The organism is Streptomyces sp. AK08-02 (genome assembly GCF_033795085.1).
In the GTDB taxonomy this organism is placed as follows: domain Bacteria; phylum Actinomycetota; class Actinomycetes; order Streptomycetales; family Streptomycetaceae; genus Streptomyces; species Streptomyces echiniscabiei.
Genome location: NZ_JARAZV010000008.1, coordinates 358,247 through 374,088, shown reverse-complemented (window position 1 = coordinate 374,088; position 15,842 = coordinate 358,247). Strand labels below are relative to the sequence as shown.

The following is a 15,842-nucleotide window of genomic DNA, read 5'->3' as shown; positions in this document are numbered from 1 at the left end:
CACTCGGGGGAGCGGTCGAGGACGTCACCTTCATGGGGGAGGGTGACGTCCTCGACCACGCCATGTACGACGGTTCAGGACGCCGCCCGCTCCCCCGCTGCCTCGGCGTCGGGGTGGGTGAGGCCGAGTCGGTCGCGGAGGGTGGTGCCTTCGTACTCGGTGCGGAAGACGCCGCGTTCCTGGAGGAGGGGGACGACGGTGTCGGCGAATCCGTCCAGCCCGCCCGGGGTGATGTGCGGGACCAGGATGAAGCCGTCGCTGGCATCGGCCTGGACGAAGTCGTTGATCGTCGCGGCGACGGTCGCCGGGGAGCCGACGAAGTTCTGCCGGTTGCCGGTCTCGATGACCAGATCACGGATGGACCAGTTGTTGGCCTGTGCGCGTTCACGCCATTCGCGGGCGGTGGCCAGCGGGTCGCGGTACATGCGTACCTGGGCGCGGCCGCGGGAGAGGGTGTGTTCGCCGAGGTCGGGGTCGATGTCGGGGAGGGGGCCGTCGGGGTCGTAGGCGGACAGGTCACGGTTCCAGACGAACTCCAGGTGCTTGATCGCGGTGGCGCCGCTGACCTGGAGGCGGCGTACCTCGCGGGCGAGTTCCTCCGCCTCGGCGTCCGTGTCGCCCAGGACGAAACTCGCGGCGGGCAGGATCAGCAACTGCTCGGGGTGGCGGCCGTACTTGGGCAGGCGGTTCTTGACGTCGGTGTAGAAGGCCTGGCCTTCGGTGAGGGTGGCGTAGCGGCTGAAGATGGCGTCGGCGGTGGAGGCGGCGAACTCGCGGCCTTCGTCGGAGTCTCCGGCCTGGAAGATCACCGGGCGGCCCTGGGGGGAGCGGGGGACGTTGAACTGGCCCTCGATGTCGAAGTGCTGTCCCTGGTGCACGAACGCGCCGGCTTTCGCGTCCTGCAGGAAGGTGCCCGTCTGCGGGTCGGCGAGGAGGTCGTCGGCGTGCCAGGAGTCGAAGAGTTCGCCCGCGGTCTGCAGGAATTCCTGGGCCCGTGAGTAGCGCTCGTGTTGGGGGAGGTAGCCGCCGCGGCGGAAGTTCTCGCCGGTGAAGGCGTCCCAGGAGGTGACGACGTTCCAGGCGGCGCGGCCGTCGGAGAGGTGGTCGAGGCTGGCGAACTGGCGGGCGACCTCGTAGGGCTCGTTGAAGGTGGAGTTGATGGTGCCGGTCAGGCCGAGGTGTTCGGTGACGGCGGCCAGGGCGGCCAGGACGGTGAAGGTGTCGGGGCGCCCGACCACGTCCAGGTCGTAGATTTTTCCGCCCTGTTCCCGTAGCCGCAGTCCCTCGGCGAGGAACAGGAAGTCGAACTTGGCGCGTTCGGCGGTCTGCGCGAAGTGGACGAAGGAGCTGAACTCGATGTGGCTGCCGGCCTGGGGGTCGCTCCACACGGTGGTGTTGTTGACACCGGGGAAGTGCGCGGCCAGATGGATCTGCTTCAGCGGCTTGCTCATGGTCGGGGAGGTCCTTCCGGCTCAGGCACTGACAGAAGCAGCAGTGGTCGTGTAGCGGTTGGCGGGGCGGGCAAGGCCCAGGAGCCCGCGCAGGGTGTCGGCCTCGTAGGCCTGCCGGAAGACGCCCCGGCGCTGCAGTTCGGGGACCAGTTTCCGGGTGATGGCGGGGAGGTCGTGCCCGGCGACGGCCGGCCGCAGCCGGAACCCGGACAGTCCCGCCGACGCCAGCTGCTGCAGCAGGTCCGCGAGTTGGGCGGGCGTACCGGCGAAGACCGGGGCGTCACTGGTGTAGGCGTACCCGGCGAGGGCGTCGAGACGTTCCCGGCGGGCCGCCGCCTCTGCCTCGGTGTCGTCGAGGAAGACGACCAGGTCACCGAAGACGTGCAGGAGTTCACCGGCACGGCCCGCCGCAGCCTGCTCGGCGCGGATCTCCTCGACGATGGTGCGGGCCTGCCCGGCATCATGCGGGGTGACATAGCCGACATCCGCCGAGCGGGCCACCAGCCGGTACGGGACGGTGTCGTGGGCCAGTGCGGTGACCAGCGGCTGGCCCTGCGGCGGACGCGGGGTGATCGAGGGGCCCTTGACGCTGAAGTGCGGGCCCTCGAAGTCGATGTAGTGGAGCTTGTCGCGGTCGACGAAACGCCCGGTGGCGATGTCACGGATCTCCGCGTCGTCCTCCCAGCTGTCCCAGAGCCGACGCACCACCTCGACATAGTCGGCGGCCTCGTCGAAGAGAGCGGCCACGGACTCCCAGGCCCGTGGGTCGTTCAGCGGGTCGACGTGCGGAATCGAGCGGCGGCCGAAGTGCGCGGCCTCGTTCTGGCGGGCGGTGATCTGGACGCGCAGACCCGCGCGACCGGTGCTCACATAGTCGAGGGTGGCGATCGCCTTGGAGAGGTGGAACGGCTCGGTGTGAGTGACCACCGCCGTCGGGACGATGCCGATGTGCCGGGTGAGCGGGGCGACCCGGGCCGCGATCAGAACCGCGTCGAGGCGGCCCCGCACCTGGTCGATGCGATCGTCGGGCTCGGTGAAGGAAGAGGACTGGAGGCCGAGGCCGTCCTCGATGGTCACGAAGTCGAGCAGCCCACGCTCCGCCTCCGCGACCAGATCGGCCCAGTAACGGGCGGTGAACAGCTCACGCGGCCGGGCCACGGGTTCACGCCAGGCGGCCGGATGCCAACCGGCACCGTCCAGAGCGACCGCGAGATGCAGAGGGGCGGAGGGATCGGGCGAAGCTGATGCGGACACGACGGGGTGCCTTCCTGATCGACCGTACGAAGGGGCGGGACAGCGGTCAGGAGCGACAGAGCGCGCCGGCCACGCGCAGGAGGTCGATGTGCCGCCGCGAGTACAGACCCGGACGGCGGACAAGGGGCTTCGTCACGATGTGGTCAACAGCCCGGCGAGGCCTCGTGTTCCGACTTTTGTGTCGGCCGGATGAATTCCGGCAGCGCCCCGCAGGGGGTAGGGAGGACCCGCCTATCCGGCGGAGCGTTCCGCGTGTGCCGCCCAGTCCAGAATCTGTACGGCGGCTCCGGCGGCCTCCAGTCCCCGGCAGTCGGCGTGGTGCCGGCGGGCGATGGCGTCGAGGTCGAGGTGGGGCCCGAAGGCCGGGTGGGCGGCGAGGCGGCGGGCGTAGGCCCACAGGGCCGGATGATCGGCGACGCGGTGCACGGCGGCGGCGTCCAGGTGCCAGCGGTGCACGGTGTCGAGGCGGACCAGGCCCACCCACAACTCCACGTCGGCGGCGGTCAGTTGCTCACCCAGCAGATACGGGTCCGCGGCGAGCCGGGCGTTCAGCGAGCCGAGGGTGCGCAGCAGGGAGGCGAGCGCGTCGGCACGGTCGACGTCATCCGCGGCGGCGTCCCCGGCTTGCTGGGCGGTCCCGGCGGCGTCGAAGTGCCGGGCGCACAGCCGCTCGACGGCCTCGATCTCCGCGTCCAGGCCGCACGGGTAGAGCGTCGGCCGCCCGGCGCCGAAGTGCCGGGACAGGTCGCGCAGGATGTCCGGGGTGTGCGTGCTGACGATGCGCCCCGACCAGTCGTCGCTGAGCACCGGGGCGGTGGCCGCGCCGGAGTAGCGGTGCGCGCTCGCCTCGTACAGCGGGCGCAGTGCGGAGTGTCCGCCGCCGGGGGCGTCGGGCACGGCGGGCAGCTCGGTCACGGGACAGGCCGCGTCGAGGCCGAGCAGGCTGTGGGTCACGGCGATCCGCAGACAGTCCGGGTCGGCCGGGGACAGGTGGAGGCGGTAGCGGCGCGGCACGGCGTAGTGGCCGCTGCGCGCGTCCCGGCCGAGCCGGCCTCGGAAGGCGGGGCCGGAGCGGGCAGGGACGGCGGCCAGTGGTGTGAGGGTCATGAGTCTCCCCAGGGTGTGATGCGCAGACGTACGCGCGGCGGAAGGCGTAGTCGGGGGGGGCCGCCCGGCGAGGGGCGTGATGGGCGGCCGGGCTCAGCGCAGGGGGCTGATGGCGCTGCAGACGCGCTGGAGATCGATGTGCCGGCGGGAGGTCAGCAGCGGGGTCGGCCGGGGTGCGTGCACCACCTCGATGGCGTTCGACTCCACGCTCATCACCTTTCCCTACCTTTTCACTAGGATTCCCATGGGGAGTGTCGATCGGCTCGCGGCCCACGTCAAGGGCGTCTCGTACGGCGGACGGCGCGGCCCTTCCGGTCCTGGACGTCTCGTCGACGCGAATGGGCCGGGGTTACTGATCGCACGGGTGTTCGCCGAGGCGGGGCGCATCGGCGAACGGCCGGATTCGCCGGAACCGGCCGACCTGTTTCTGCCCGGCAGGTCAGCCCTCGGTCTTGGCGGCGGCCTGTTTGACGGCCTCACGGATCCGGCAGTACGTGCCGCAGCGGCAGACGTTCTCGATCCGGTCGATGTCCGCGTCGGTCGGCTCGGACGTCCGCCGCAGCAGCGCCACCGCCGCCATGATCTGGCCCGGCTGGCAGAAACCGCACTGGGCGACATCCTGGTCGAGCCACGCCTGCTGGACGGGGTGCAGGGTGTCGCCGTCGGCCAGCCCCTCGATGGTGGTGACCTTGCGGCCCGCGCAGTCGGCGACGGGCACCACGCAGGGCTGGATCTCCGCGTCGTCGAGATGGCTGGTGCAGGCGCGGCAGACCCCGACCCCGCAGCCGTACTTGGGGCCGGTCACGTGGAGCAGGTCGCGCAGCACCCACAGCAGCGGCATGTCGGCCGGGGCCTCGACGGTGACCGGTTCGCCGTTGAGGTCGAAGGTGTAGCGGGGCATCAGTACCTCTCGGAGGGCGCGTAGGAGCCGCGGTTGCCGGCTGGTCAGAAGGTGAGCGGGAAGCGGCGGGGCTTGGTGCCCGTCGCCCGGGCGTAGGCGTTGGCGACCGCGCCCGCCGCGGCCGGCACCCCGAGTTCCCCGGCGCCGCCGGGCTCCGCCGTGGACGGCATGATGTGCGCCTCGAACCGGAGGGGGGCGTGCCGCTGGCGGGCATAGCGGAAGTCGTCGAAGCTGCCCTCGCGGATCGCGCCCCGGTCGATGTGGAGGCCGGCCCGCAGCACGGTGGAGATGCCGTCGATGGTGGCGCCCATGAGCTGGGCCTCAAGTCCTCGTGGATTCACGGCCGTTCCGACGTCGGCTGCCATCACCGCCCTGGTCACCCGGGGGTTCTTCGGGTCGGTGGCGTCGATCTCGATCAGACAGGCCACGCAGGAGCCGTACTCCTCGTGGACCGCCATGCCCTGTCCGTGTCCGGCCGGGAGGCCCCGCCCCCAGCTCCCGGCGGACGCCGCCTTGTCTAGTACGGCGCGCACGGATCCGCTCCGGAGTACGGTGCGCCGGAAGGCGACCGGGTCCTTGCCGAGGCTGCGGGCGATCTCGTCGACCATGACCTCCTCGACGGTCCGGCTCGTCCCTGAGTCCACCGACCGCCAGGCGCCGAGCGGGATCGCCGCCAGCGGCACATCGCCCGAATCCCCCGAGAGCCGGCCGAAGTTGTACAGCCCGCTGTCGCTGGGCAGCGGGCCCGCCGCCGCGCGTCCCGTCCGCACGGGCACGGACTTCGCACCGCCCTGCGCGGCGAGTCCCTCCCCCTCCCACGACTCGCTCACCGAGGACGTCGCGTGGACGAAGGCCACCACCCGGCCGTTCTTGTGGCTCGCTCTGATCCGGTGGTGGGTGGCCGGGCGCATCCTGCCGTGCCGCAGGTCGTCGCCGCGGCTCCACATCAGCTTGACCGGCCGACGGGCCGCCTTGGAGACGAGGGCGGCCTCGATCGCGAAGTCGTGGTTCAGCCGCCGCCCGAACGAGCCGCCGCCCCGCATGACATGGACCTTGACCTTCGACGCCGGGAGACCGACCGCCGAGGCGATGGCGTCCCGGGCGTCCATCGGCGTCTGGGTGGAGAACCACAGCTCGGCCCGGTCCGCGCGGACGTCCGCCACCGTGGTCAGCACCTCCATCGGGGCATGGCTGACGAACGCGAACTCGAACTCCCCCGTCACCTGCGTCGATCCGCTCGGCGCGGCGCCCAGCGGCGGGACGGCGGCGCGCAGCCGGGCCCTGACGACCGGGTCGGACAGCGCGGCCAGCGGGCCGGGTGCCCAGGTGATCCGCAGGGCGTCCCGGGCCTGGAAGGCATGGTGGAAGGTGTCCGCGACCACGGCGACTCCGCCCGCGACCCGCACGACGGCGCGGACACCCGGCATGGCGCGGGCCGCCCGGTCGTCGACGGCGCGGATCTTTCCGCCGAGCGTCGGCGGCCGGGCCACCACGGTCGGTTTGGCGTCGGCCACGTTCAGGTCACCGGCGTAGCGTGCCCTCCCGGTGATGATGTCCCGGGCGTCTATCCGGGTCGTCGGCTTCCCGATCACCTTGTGCCGGGAGGGCGGTTTGGGCTTGCTTGACACGGCGGGTCGGGTGACCTTCGCGGCGGCGGCGGTCAGTGACCCGAAGGTGGCCGTACGCCCGTCCGGTGCGACCACCATGGTGTCGCGGGTCCGCAGCAAGCGTGCGGGCAGGCGCCACTGCCGGGCGGCGGCGGTCACCAGCCGGGCGCGCGCGGTGGCGGCCAGCGCCCGGGCAGGTCCGTACAGCGAGCTGACCGAGTTCGAACCGCCGGTGAACTGGCTGCCCTTGGTGCGGGCGTCGGCGAGGGGGATGTCGACGTCGGCCAGGCGGGCGTCCAGTTCCTCGGCGATCATCATGGCGACCGCGGTGGTGACTCCCTGGCCGACCTCGACGCGCGGGAGCCGGACGACGACCCGGTTCGCGGCGGTGATCTCCAGGACCAGCATCTCGTCGTCGTCACCGGTGACCACGACGCCGGGCCGGGCGCTCGCGTCCGCCGCGCGGTGTTCGGCGCCCTCCGCCGAGGACGTGTCGCAGCCGATCGGCGCGGCCACGGTGAGGGTGGTCGCGGCCAGCGTGTAGACCATGAACCTCCGACGGGACCACTGCCGCTCCATCGCCACCCCTGCCGATTCCTGTCGGTTCCTACCGCTGGCCGCCGGTTTCCGACGGTCCGTCGCCGCGCCCGCTGTCGGTGCGTCTGCTGTGTAGGAGGGGTGAGGCGGCTTCGTGGTTGCGTGCCGGCACCGGCCGTTCCGTGCCCCTCCCCCGGGCCCGGGCGGCGGAGCGGCTCGCACGGCGGACAACGGACGAAGCGCGGGCCGGGAGTGATCCCGGCCCGCGCTTCGTTTCCGTCATCCGGTGGTGTCAGCCGAGCAGCTTGGTCGCCAGGGTCGCGGCGTTGTACGAGCCCCAGCCGGTGGTGAAGTCCCAGCCGGTGGCGGCGGAGTAGGCGCCGTTGCTGCCACTGGTGATGTCGTGGAAGCCGGTGCCGCTCGCCGTGTAGAGGGCGGGGTTGGCGAAGCCGAGGTTGGCCTTGCCGGCCGCAGCGGCCTGCTGGTTGTAGAGCGCGGCGAACGCCGCCCACTCGGGCGCCGCGGCGCTGGTGCCGCCGACCGAGGACCAGGAGCCCTGGGAGTAGATCGAGACTCCGGGGCTGGGGTTGGCGTGCGCGGAGACGTCCGGGACCTGACGGAAGCCGCCGCCCGCGGACTTCTGCACCGCGGTCTGCCAGCTGGGGATCTTGAAGACGGAGGACTTGCCGCCTCCACCTCCGGACCAGGCCACCTCCTTGCTGAAGGCGTTCGCCGAGGTGACCGTCAGCTTGGTGCCGCCGACGCCGGTGACGTACGGGTCGCTGGCCGGGTAGTCGACGGTGGTGGTGCCGTCACCCGCGTCGTCCGAACCGTCGTCACCGGAGGCCGCGTAGAAGCCGAGCCCCTGGGCGGCTCCCGCCTTGAAGACGGCGTCCACGGCGTTGATGTTGGAGGTGGTGCGGGCGCTCTCGGAGGCGCCCCAGCTGATCGACGTGGTCGGAATGCCGCTGTCGACGATCGCCTGGTAGGTGTCGACCTCACCGGCGTCGGAGTTGGGGCCCTCGAAGACGGTGACGTTCGCCTTGGGTGCGATGGCGTGCAGGACCTCGATGTCCAGCTCGACCTCGACCTGGCCGTCACCGAGCGCGCCGGAGCCGCCGTCCACCTTGGACACGGTCGGGGTGGGCGAACCCAGGCTGTAGTTGGTGTCGTACTTGGTGATGTTGGACTGCTGGAAACCGTCGAACTCCAGCAGCGCGATCTTCTGGCCGCTGCCGGTGTACGTACCGGACACGTTGTAGCCGCCCTTGAGCTGGGCCGGGGTGTAGCCGCCGCCCGGGCCGTTGCGGGGGGCGACACGGGAGACCGACTGGTGGTGCAGCTGGGTGCGGTTGTTGAGGCCGGCGACGTCACTCACCAGGGCGGCGACGGAGGCGGGCAGGGTCGGCGCGGCGTCGTTGGCGTAGAAGGAGCGACCCGACGACGCGTCCTTCCAGGTCGACAGCCTGGTGCCGAAGGCCTTCTCCAGCTGGGCGGCGGTGCCGCTCGCGTCGACGAGCAGGTTGCCCGAGTGCACCTTCCCGACGGTGAGGCCCTGGGCCCGCAGGTAGTCCTTGAGCTGCTTGACCTCGGCGTCGGTCCGGCCGAAGCGGGCGGCGAACTGGCCCTTCGTCAGGTAGTGGCCGTAGGAACTCGACCGGGGGTCGCTGACCTTGGCGACGAAGGTGTCGAGCGCACGGTCGTTTCTGGGGGCCAGGCTGATCGCCACCGATATCCGCTTCCCGGCGGCGAGCTTGCCGGTCCGGGTCGCGCTCCTGCTCAGGCCCTTGAGGACGTCTCCGGTGACAGCGGCGCGCGTCGCGTGCGGCTGTGCGACGTTGGCCGCGTAGGCGGTGGGAACCGCGGCCGCGAGCAGCACCGGTGCGGCGACCAGGCCGAGCAGTTTCAGGCGTGACTTCACTGAGGTCCTCCGGAGAGTGGGGGCGTGTCCCGGAAGCGGAACGACTTCACCGTAGGAACGGCGGCCCCACCCCCGTAAGCGGGGGAACCCTTGCTCTACGTGTTAACTGCACATGTCATGTCAACGGCGTGTGTCGGGTGCCCGCACCGTCCGGATCCGGCCGGGCTGACTCACCGTCACTCCCTGTGGCACCGGGGTCACTTGGTCGTCGTCGCCGTACGTCACGGCGGCGCCGGAGGCGAGGACGGCGACCGCCATGGCGTGGGCGAGCGCGGTGCGCGAGCGGACCCCGAGCTTGCGGTAGACCCGGGAGAGGGCGCCCTCCACCGTCTTGACGCTGATGAACAGCTTCGCGGCGACTTCCCTGTTGGTGGCCCCGCCGCCGACCAGTTCGGCGATCCTGGCCTCCGTCGGGGTGAGTTCGGGTTCACCGGTGCCTGTCTCACCGCCGCGGTCCCTGGCGTCCAGCCGCGCCAGCTCGTCCCAGGCCCGTGCCGCCAGCGGAGCGGCGCCGATCCGCTTCGCGGTGTCCAACGCCTCGTGCAGGACCGTTCGCGCCGTGCTTCTGCGCCGCGAGCGGCGTTCGACCGTGCCGAGAGCGATCAGGGTGCGCACCAGCTCGACGGGCAACGGCAGCCGGCGCAGCCGGTCCACGGCGCGACGCAGGTGCAGCGCCCCCTCCTTCGCCCGGCCGAGCGCCGTCTCCCGGAGGCCCTCCGCCCGCTCCAGAGCCGCCAGTACGCTGCCGGGCGCGTCGGCGGACAGCAGTGCGCGGGCGTCGTGGAGCACGGTCCCGGCCGTGTCCGTCTCGCCCAGGAGCACCAGGGCCTCGGCGAGATCCGTGTACCAGTGCAGCAGTGGCGGGTCGGCCGCGCACATCGTCTCGCCGAGCAGCTTGACGCGTCCCAGCACCTCGACCGCGGCGGCGGCGCCCCGCGGGTCACCGGCGAGCAGTTCGGCCTGGCCGAGCACCGCCAGCGCGCGCAGCAGGAACAGCCGGTCACCGTCCGCCTCCGAGGCGCGTACCGCCTGCTCGGCGAGGGACCGGGCCTCGTCCACGCTGCCGCCCGCCATCGCCGCGAGGGCCGCCGCGTAGAGCGCCGGCGCGGCCAGTACGCCCGACTCGGCGAGGATGTCCGAGCAGTGGGCGGCGGTGCGCAGTGCCTCTCGGCAGTGCCCGGCGCGCACCTGGATACGGGTCAGCGCGACCAGGGTCGCCATGACCTCCTCGACCCCCGCGAACTCGCCGATCTCCGCCAGCAGCCGGGTGACCCGCTCCCCCGCCTCGGTGACCCTGTCGGAGTCCAGGGCGAGGATCGCCCCCATCCGGATCAGTCCCCAGCTCTCCGGGCCGGTGTCGGCGCCCCCGGCCAGGGCGAGCGCCTCCTCCAGGGCCGCGTCGGCGGCGACCGCTTCCCCGGCCAGGGAACGCACCCGGGCGAGAGTGGCGAGGGCCCCGATGCCGGTGTCCGTGTCACCGGCCAGCTCCGCCTGCCGGGCCGCGCGCCGGGCGTGCCGGGCCGCGTCCGTCAACTCCCCGCACAGCAGGCCTCGTACGGCCGCCCAGTAGTGCAGCCAGGCTTCCGACCCGGGATCGCCTGCGGCCTCCCTCAGCCCCTCCTCGATCAGGTCACGGGTGCCTTCCAGCGCCTGTCCCGCGTTGCGCAGCAGGATCACCCGGGCCCGCGCCCGTTGCCGCGCGGAGCCGGGCCCGGCGAGGACGGTTCCGGCCGCCTGTCCCGCCTCCTGCGACTGGCCTCCGTCGCAGGCGTATTCGGCGGCGGCGAGCAGTCGTTCGACGCGGTCCGCGGTGCGGTCGGCGGGAGTGCGCAGGGCGGCGAGCGCGGCGAGCTCGAAGGCGGCTTCGGGCGTGCCGTCGCGGCGCGCGGACTCGGCCGCCGACATCAGCGTGCGGGCGGTGGTCTCGTCCTCGTGCGGATGGGCGAGGGCGAGGTGGCGGGCGCGCTCCACCGGCTCGGTGACCGCGCGGGCCAGCAGGGTGTGCGCCGCGCGGCGGCCGTACTCCGGCGCGTCCGCGTACACGGCGGCGCGGACCAGCGGATGCCGGAATCGTACGGTTCCGTCGGCGCCGGCCGTGGCGACGCCGAGCCGTTCTGCCTCCGCGAGGTCGTCGGCGGCGTCGGGGAGCCCGGCGGCGCGCAGGACGGTGAGGGTGGGGTGGGCGGCGGCGCTCGCGACCAGGAGGGTGTGCCGGGCCGTCGGCGGCAGCGAGCGCGTCCGGTCGAGGAGCCGGTCGCGCAGGCCTCTGGGCACCTGCGGCGGGCGGCCGAGCCCGAGGGTCGCCGCGTCGCGCGGGGCCGTCCGCGCCAGCTCCATCGCGTACGACGGGTTTCCGGCGGCGGTGTCCTGGATCGCCCGCAGTACGCCCGGTGGTGGCTCGGCGCCGACGACGGTTCGCACGAGGTCGGCCACCTCGTCGTCGTCCAGGGGCGGCACAAGGAGTTCGAGGGTGTCCGGCGGGCAGCAGCGCCGCCGTTCGGGCCGCTCGCCGTCGGCCACGCGTTCGGCGGCCAGCACCCGGATGTCGAGGCCCTCGACACGTCGTAGGGCGAAGGCGAGCACCTCAGCGGTCGGCTCGTCGAGCCACTGGAGGCCGTCGACGACCAGCAGGACGGGGCCGGCGGCGGCGAGAGCGCGCAGTACGTCGAGAACGGCGACGCGCACCGCGAGGCGGGCGCGGTCGTCGGCCGGTTCGCGCTCATGCAGCAGAGCGGCTCCCAGTGCCGATCGGGGTTCGGGCGCCAGTGTCTCCAGACAGCTCTCCGGCACCCGCGCGAACAGGTCGACGAGGCCGACGAAGGGAAGTCCGGCCTCCTCGGGGACGGGCGAGCAGCGCAGCACCGTTCGGGACGGCTGGGCACGCTCGGCCGAGGCCGCCAGGAGGGACGTCAGCAGAGCGGACTTGCCGATCCCGGCGGGCCCGTGGAGGAGGACTCCCTGACGGCCTGCCAGCTCGGCCCGGGCGGTGTCGAACAGTTCGCGGCGACCGGTCACGGACGGGACACCCCTGGCGGCGGCCCGGCCTCGACCGTGGCGCGGCACGTCACGGGGCTCTGGATCATGTGTTCATGACAGCCTTGGTGGATTCGGCTTGTCAATCGTTCAACTCGACCCACGCGTAGGTCCGCCCGGAGTCGGTGGGTCACCTTCCTCCGCCTTGCTCGACGTGAGGCAGGTGATCGAGGCGGAACTCGTCTCGCGGGGCTACGAGTTGGAGTACGCGTTCGTCGCGCAGGGCCCGGAAGGCCGCTGTCCGAAGACGGCCCCGCCGCCTCCGCGGCACCCCGGAGCCGACCGTAGAATCCTCGCGACCAAATCGGGGGCGACATCAGCGGGGGAGTCCGCGTGGAAACGATCATCGTGCAGTTGCCCGGTACCGCCCAGTGGGGCGTGGACGAGACGGACAGTCCCGAACTGATCCATCTGGGGCCGGGGGAAATCGCGGACTTCGGACGTGGCGGAACGGGGGTCCGTATCGTCCTCACCGACCCGGGGGTGTCCCGCAGAGCCGGGCAACTGGAAGCCGCGGAGGACTACTGGCGGCTGTCCAACTTCAGCCGCAGCGTGTCGTACGTGGTGGAGAACCTGGAGGGGGCCGGTGAGTACCTCACCGTCGCGCCGGGACGGCTCGGGGCGCCCGTGCCCTTCGAGTTCTCGCGCGTGGTGCTGCCCGCCCTGTCCGGCGACGCCACGTTCAAGGTGTTCGCACCCCAACACGCCTATCTCGGCGAGCAGTCCGTGCCGGGCGGTGGCCAACAGACCGTTCAGCCCTTCGCCCTGGACCCGACGTCGAAGTACTTCCGCGTCCTGGTGGCCCTGTGCGAACCCAGGCTGCGCGACGCGTCCGACTCGGCGCTGCCCGGCGTCGGGCAGATCGTGGAGCGGCTACGTCCACTGGAGTCCTGCCGGGACCTGACGCGCTCCGCGGTCAACTACCACATCGACTATCTCGCCTTCACCAAGCTGCGCCTGGACCTCGGCGAGGAGGCCACGGACGCGACCGACGGCGGCCGCACCGGCGCCAAGCGCACCCGGCTCGCCTCCGTCGCCCTGCGCTTCGGTCTGGTGCGCGAGGAGCACCTCAGCCTGCTGCCGCCCCGCGGCACCGGCCGCCTCACCGCCGCGCAGGAGGCCGGCGGCGCATGACGAAGCCCGGAGAATGGGCCGAGTGGGAAGCGCCCCGCCCGGCCGGTCCCGGGACGCTGACGCCACGCACGTCGCCGTGAAGGTGCTGCTCCCGGCCGGTGGCCTCGGGCCGCAGCCCTGACAGCTGTCAGGACGCGACGAGCCGCTCCCGGCCTAGTCTCGAAGCCGATCAACACGGGGGAAAGTTCGCACAGACGGCCGACAGCTGTCCATGCGCGCCCCCTTCCGTACGCCGACGGAGGAGCATCGTGACAACTGCACGTCGTATGGCGGGATCCATCGCGGTCGCCGCAGCACTGATCGCCGGTAGCACCGCCCTGGCCACCGGGCCGGCTGCCGCGAAGGGGGAAGTCGCGGCCGCGCCCGGTCAGGCCCGGGTCGCCGACTGGGACGGCAACGTCTACCTCTACTACAGCGCCTCCAGCAACAGTTCCTGGAGCAAGTACGGCACCGCGGTCAATGACTTCGCGGGGCACACTTTCGCCGCCGGCGGCGAGGGCCACGGTCTGAGGGTGAAGAACAACGTGAATCGCGCCTGGAACAACGATCCGAGCTTCAGGGCCCGCATCTTCTACAACGAGAACCAGAACGCCAGCGGCAACGCTCCCTACGACGACGTCTGGCCCGGAGAGTCCCGCCCGCTCAACTCCGGGGTGCAGAACAACAACGCCTCGCTCGGCTGGTACTACGCCGGCTGATGCCCGTGCGGGCCGCCCGCACGCCGTCGGGCGGCCCGCACACCCGCACCCGCACCCGCACCCGCGAAGGGACACGACACCATGTCGGCGCGAACAACGCACCGGACCCGGCGTCTCGTGACGGCCGTCATCCTGCTCGCCGTCACGGCGGGGTGCGCCCGGGGGCAGGCGACGGAGTCGAGGTCGGCGCCCACTCCGTCCGGGGTGCCGACGGCTTCCGGCCCCCTGCCGGTCAACGCGGTGCCGAGGATGCTCGATGTCGGTTCCCTGGTACTGCCCGTCGAGCCCTACCTGTTCACCGATCGCCAGGTCGGGCGCCTGTTTCGGGCCAAGGCGGTACTGACCGAGTCGTGCATGCGACGCTTCGGCCATTCCTGGCCCGCCCCCACCGGCCCCATCCCGAGCACGGGCACGCTGAACCCGGCCAACACGGCTCATCGGTACGGCATCACGGACGCGGCCGAGGCAGCGCGCTACGGCTACCACCCGGTTCCCGGATCGGTACCGCCGCAGGTCAGGAACAAGCCCACGAGGGCGCAGCCGCCTCCGGAGGCGATGCTCGTTCTGCGCGGGTCGTATCAGGACGGCACACCGGCGGACACCGACTCGCACGGTCGTCGGCTCCCCGCCGGCGGTTGCCAGAGCGAGGCCGCCAGGGCGCTGTCCGGGGACCCGCAGAAGCTGGGGAACGGGGAACTCGTCGGCGCGGTCAACATCGGCAGTTACCGTGACTCACAGCGCGACCCCCGTGTGGTGGCGGTCTTCCGCGCCTGGTCACGGTGTATGGAGCGGCAGAACAGCGACTACACCTACGCCGACCCGACCCGAACGCCCGGCGATGCCCCGGAGTTCAACGGTCCGACGGCCGGCCGGGCCGAACGCGCGCTGGCGAGCACGGACGTCGCCTGCAAGCGGGAGACGAACGTCATCGGCGTCTGGTCGACGGTCGACGCGGCGTACCAGCGGCGAGCGATGGCCGAGAAACGACGGGAGCTCGCCGCCGTCAGAAAGGACATGCGTACTCAACTGGCCAACGCCGACCAGGCGCTGGCCGAGCGTCGCTGAAGGGCGCCGCTTCGGGGAGATCACCCCGCGCGAGCCGAGTCGGCCACGCCAGGCGGCATCCGTCTCAAGGGCGACGCGACCGGCCGCGGGACCCTGCGGTGCCGACGCCACGAACCGTCCGGGTCGGCCCGGTCCGGCCCGGATCACCTTACGAAACGACCGCCCGGCACCGAGCCGGGCCGGCAAGAAGGGATTCCATGCGCACATCCCGCACCAGACGCGCCTTCGGGTCACCGCTGCCCAGGCCCTTCCTCCTCGTCCTCGCGACCGTCCTCGCGGTGTTCGGACTGTCGACCGCTTCCGGGGCCGCCCCGGCGGCCGCCATTCCGTCACAGGTGAGCGCGGGCGCCCGGCCCGACTTCCGGTTGCCTTTCGCCTGCGGCCAGACTTGGGAGTTGAACACCTACCTCGGGCACGCTCCCGACGACAAGAAGCTCGACATGTACCGCGTCGGCGGGCAGACCCTCGGCTCCTTGGTCGTCGCCTCGGCCGCCGGCACGGTCACCGAGCGCTTCGAGCCCGGTGGTCTGGAGATCAACCACGGGGGCGGCTGGTTCTCCGTGTACCTGCACATGGACCGCATCGACGTGACTGTGGGCCAGCAGGTCGCCTCGGGCGCGCAACTGGGCAGGCTCGGACTGGTCGGGACCGACTCGGCCCACCTGCACTACGAGCAGTTGTACGACACCAACGGCGACAACGACGGTGAGACGGACGAAATGGTGTACCCGGTGATCCAGAACACCGAGTACCGTCTCTCCCCCTCCGGGCCCTTCCCCGAGGTCACCAGCACCAACGCGTGCGGCGGCAACCCGCCCACCCCCACGCGGTTCTGGGTGGACACCTTCGCCGACGCCCCCGGCTACGCCGCCGTCGACTGCGTCGGCGACACCAGCCCCCGCTGCGCGGTCCAGGGCAAGCTGCTCAAGGGCACCAACTACGTCCTGTGCAAGAAGAAGGGCGCCGAGGTGCGCGTGGGGAACTCCTACAACCACTGGTGGCTGCTCACCGACCTCGACGAGGTGGCGCCGGGCGGCTCGGGCCGCGCGTACGTCTCCGCGTACTACCTCCAGCGTTGGGGGAACAACGAGGCGAAGGACAACGACGGGCGCGACATCGGTCTCTGCTGACCTG

13 protein-coding genes are annotated in these 15,842 nt (G+C 72.2%); 4 read left to right on the top strand and 9 right to left on the bottom strand.

Features of this window, described 5'->3' with window-relative positions; all coding sequences use genetic code 11:
* Window positions 1-74 precede the first annotated feature (74 nt).
* From PV734_RS19095 to PV734_RS19060, 9 genes are all read right to left on the bottom strand, one after another.
* Entirely contained in the window at window positions 75-1,451 is a 1,377-nt protein-coding gene (locus PV734_RS19095; RefSeq protein WP_319290437.1) for an NtaA/DmoA family FMN-dependent monooxygenase, read from the bottom strand.
* A gap of 21 nt (window positions 1,452-1,472) precedes the next feature.
* Window positions 1,473-2,705, bottom strand: coding sequence for an LLM class flavin-dependent oxidoreductase (locus PV734_RS19090; RefSeq protein ID WP_319290435.1), 1,233 nt, complete (start codon window positions 2,703-2,705; stop codon window positions 1,473-1,475).
* 46 nt (window positions 2,706-2,751) lie between these two features.
* On the bottom strand, window positions 2,752-2,841 hold the full coding sequence (locus PV734_RS45835) for a putative leader peptide (RefSeq protein ID WP_415924226.1): 90 nt from the start codon (window positions 2,839-2,841) through the stop codon (window positions 2,752-2,754).
* A 95-nt stretch (window positions 2,842-2,936) separates the two neighbouring features.
* A complete protein-coding gene (locus PV734_RS19085) occupies window positions 2,937-3,812 on the bottom strand; it encodes a glutathione S-transferase C-terminal domain-containing protein (protein WP_319290434.1) in 876 nt (291 codons plus the stop codon).
* 93 nt (window positions 3,813-3,905) lie between these two features.
* Entirely contained in the window at window positions 3,906-4,025 is a 120-nt protein-coding gene (locus PV734_RS19080) for a putative leader peptide (RefSeq protein WP_319290433.1), read from the bottom strand.
* 226 nt (window positions 4,026-4,251) lie between these two features.
* Window positions 4,252-4,713: a (2Fe-2S)-binding protein gene (locus PV734_RS19075; RefSeq protein ID WP_319091107.1), complete on the bottom strand. Its 462-nt coding sequence runs from the start codon at window positions 4,711-4,713 to the stop codon at window positions 4,252-4,254.
* 44 nt (window positions 4,714-4,757) lie between these two features.
* Window positions 4,758-6,869 carry a xanthine dehydrogenase family protein molybdopterin-binding subunit gene (locus PV734_RS19070; RefSeq protein WP_319091330.1) on the bottom strand — a complete coding sequence of 704 codons (2,112 nt, stop codon included), beginning with the start codon at window positions 6,867-6,869 and terminating at the stop codon, window positions 4,758-4,760.
* A 280-nt stretch (window positions 6,870-7,149) separates the two neighbouring features.
* Window positions 7,150-8,778 (bottom strand): S53 family peptidase, encoded by a 1,629-nt coding sequence (locus PV734_RS19065; protein WP_319091108.1) that lies wholly within the window; start codon window positions 8,776-8,778, stop codon window positions 7,150-7,152.
* A 120-nt stretch (window positions 8,779-8,898) separates the two neighbouring features.
* A complete protein-coding gene (locus PV734_RS19060) occupies window positions 8,899-11,793 on the bottom strand; it encodes a helix-turn-helix transcriptional regulator (protein ID WP_319290432.1) in 2,895 nt (964 codons plus the stop codon).
* Window positions 11,794-12,144: 351 nt separating this feature from the next.
* Here PV734_RS19060 and PV734_RS19055 point away from each other — a divergent pair, with 351 nt between their 5' ends.
* The 4 genes from PV734_RS19055 (at window position 12,145) to PV734_RS19040 (ending at window position 15,838) form a co-directional block, all read left to right on the top strand.
* Complete coding sequence (locus tag PV734_RS19055; protein ID WP_319091111.1) at window positions 12,145-12,945, top strand: serine/threonine protein kinase; 801 nt, start codon at window positions 12,145-12,147, stop codon at window positions 12,943-12,945.
* A gap of 248 nt (window positions 12,946-13,193) precedes the next feature.
* Window positions 13,194-13,643, top strand: coding sequence for a hypothetical protein (locus tag PV734_RS19050; RefSeq protein WP_319091113.1), 450 nt, complete (start codon window positions 13,194-13,196; stop codon window positions 13,641-13,643).
* A gap of 81 nt (window positions 13,644-13,724) precedes the next feature.
* Window positions 13,725-14,708: a hypothetical protein gene (locus PV734_RS19045; protein WP_319091114.1), complete on the top strand. Its 984-nt coding sequence runs from the start codon at window positions 13,725-13,727 to the stop codon at window positions 14,706-14,708.
* A 197-nt stretch (window positions 14,709-14,905) separates the two neighbouring features.
* Window positions 14,906-15,838: a M23 family metallopeptidase gene (locus PV734_RS19040; protein ID WP_319290430.1), complete on the top strand. Its 933-nt coding sequence runs from the start codon at window positions 14,906-14,908 to the stop codon at window positions 15,836-15,838.
* The last annotated feature ends 4 nt before the right edge of the window (window positions 15,839-15,842 follow it).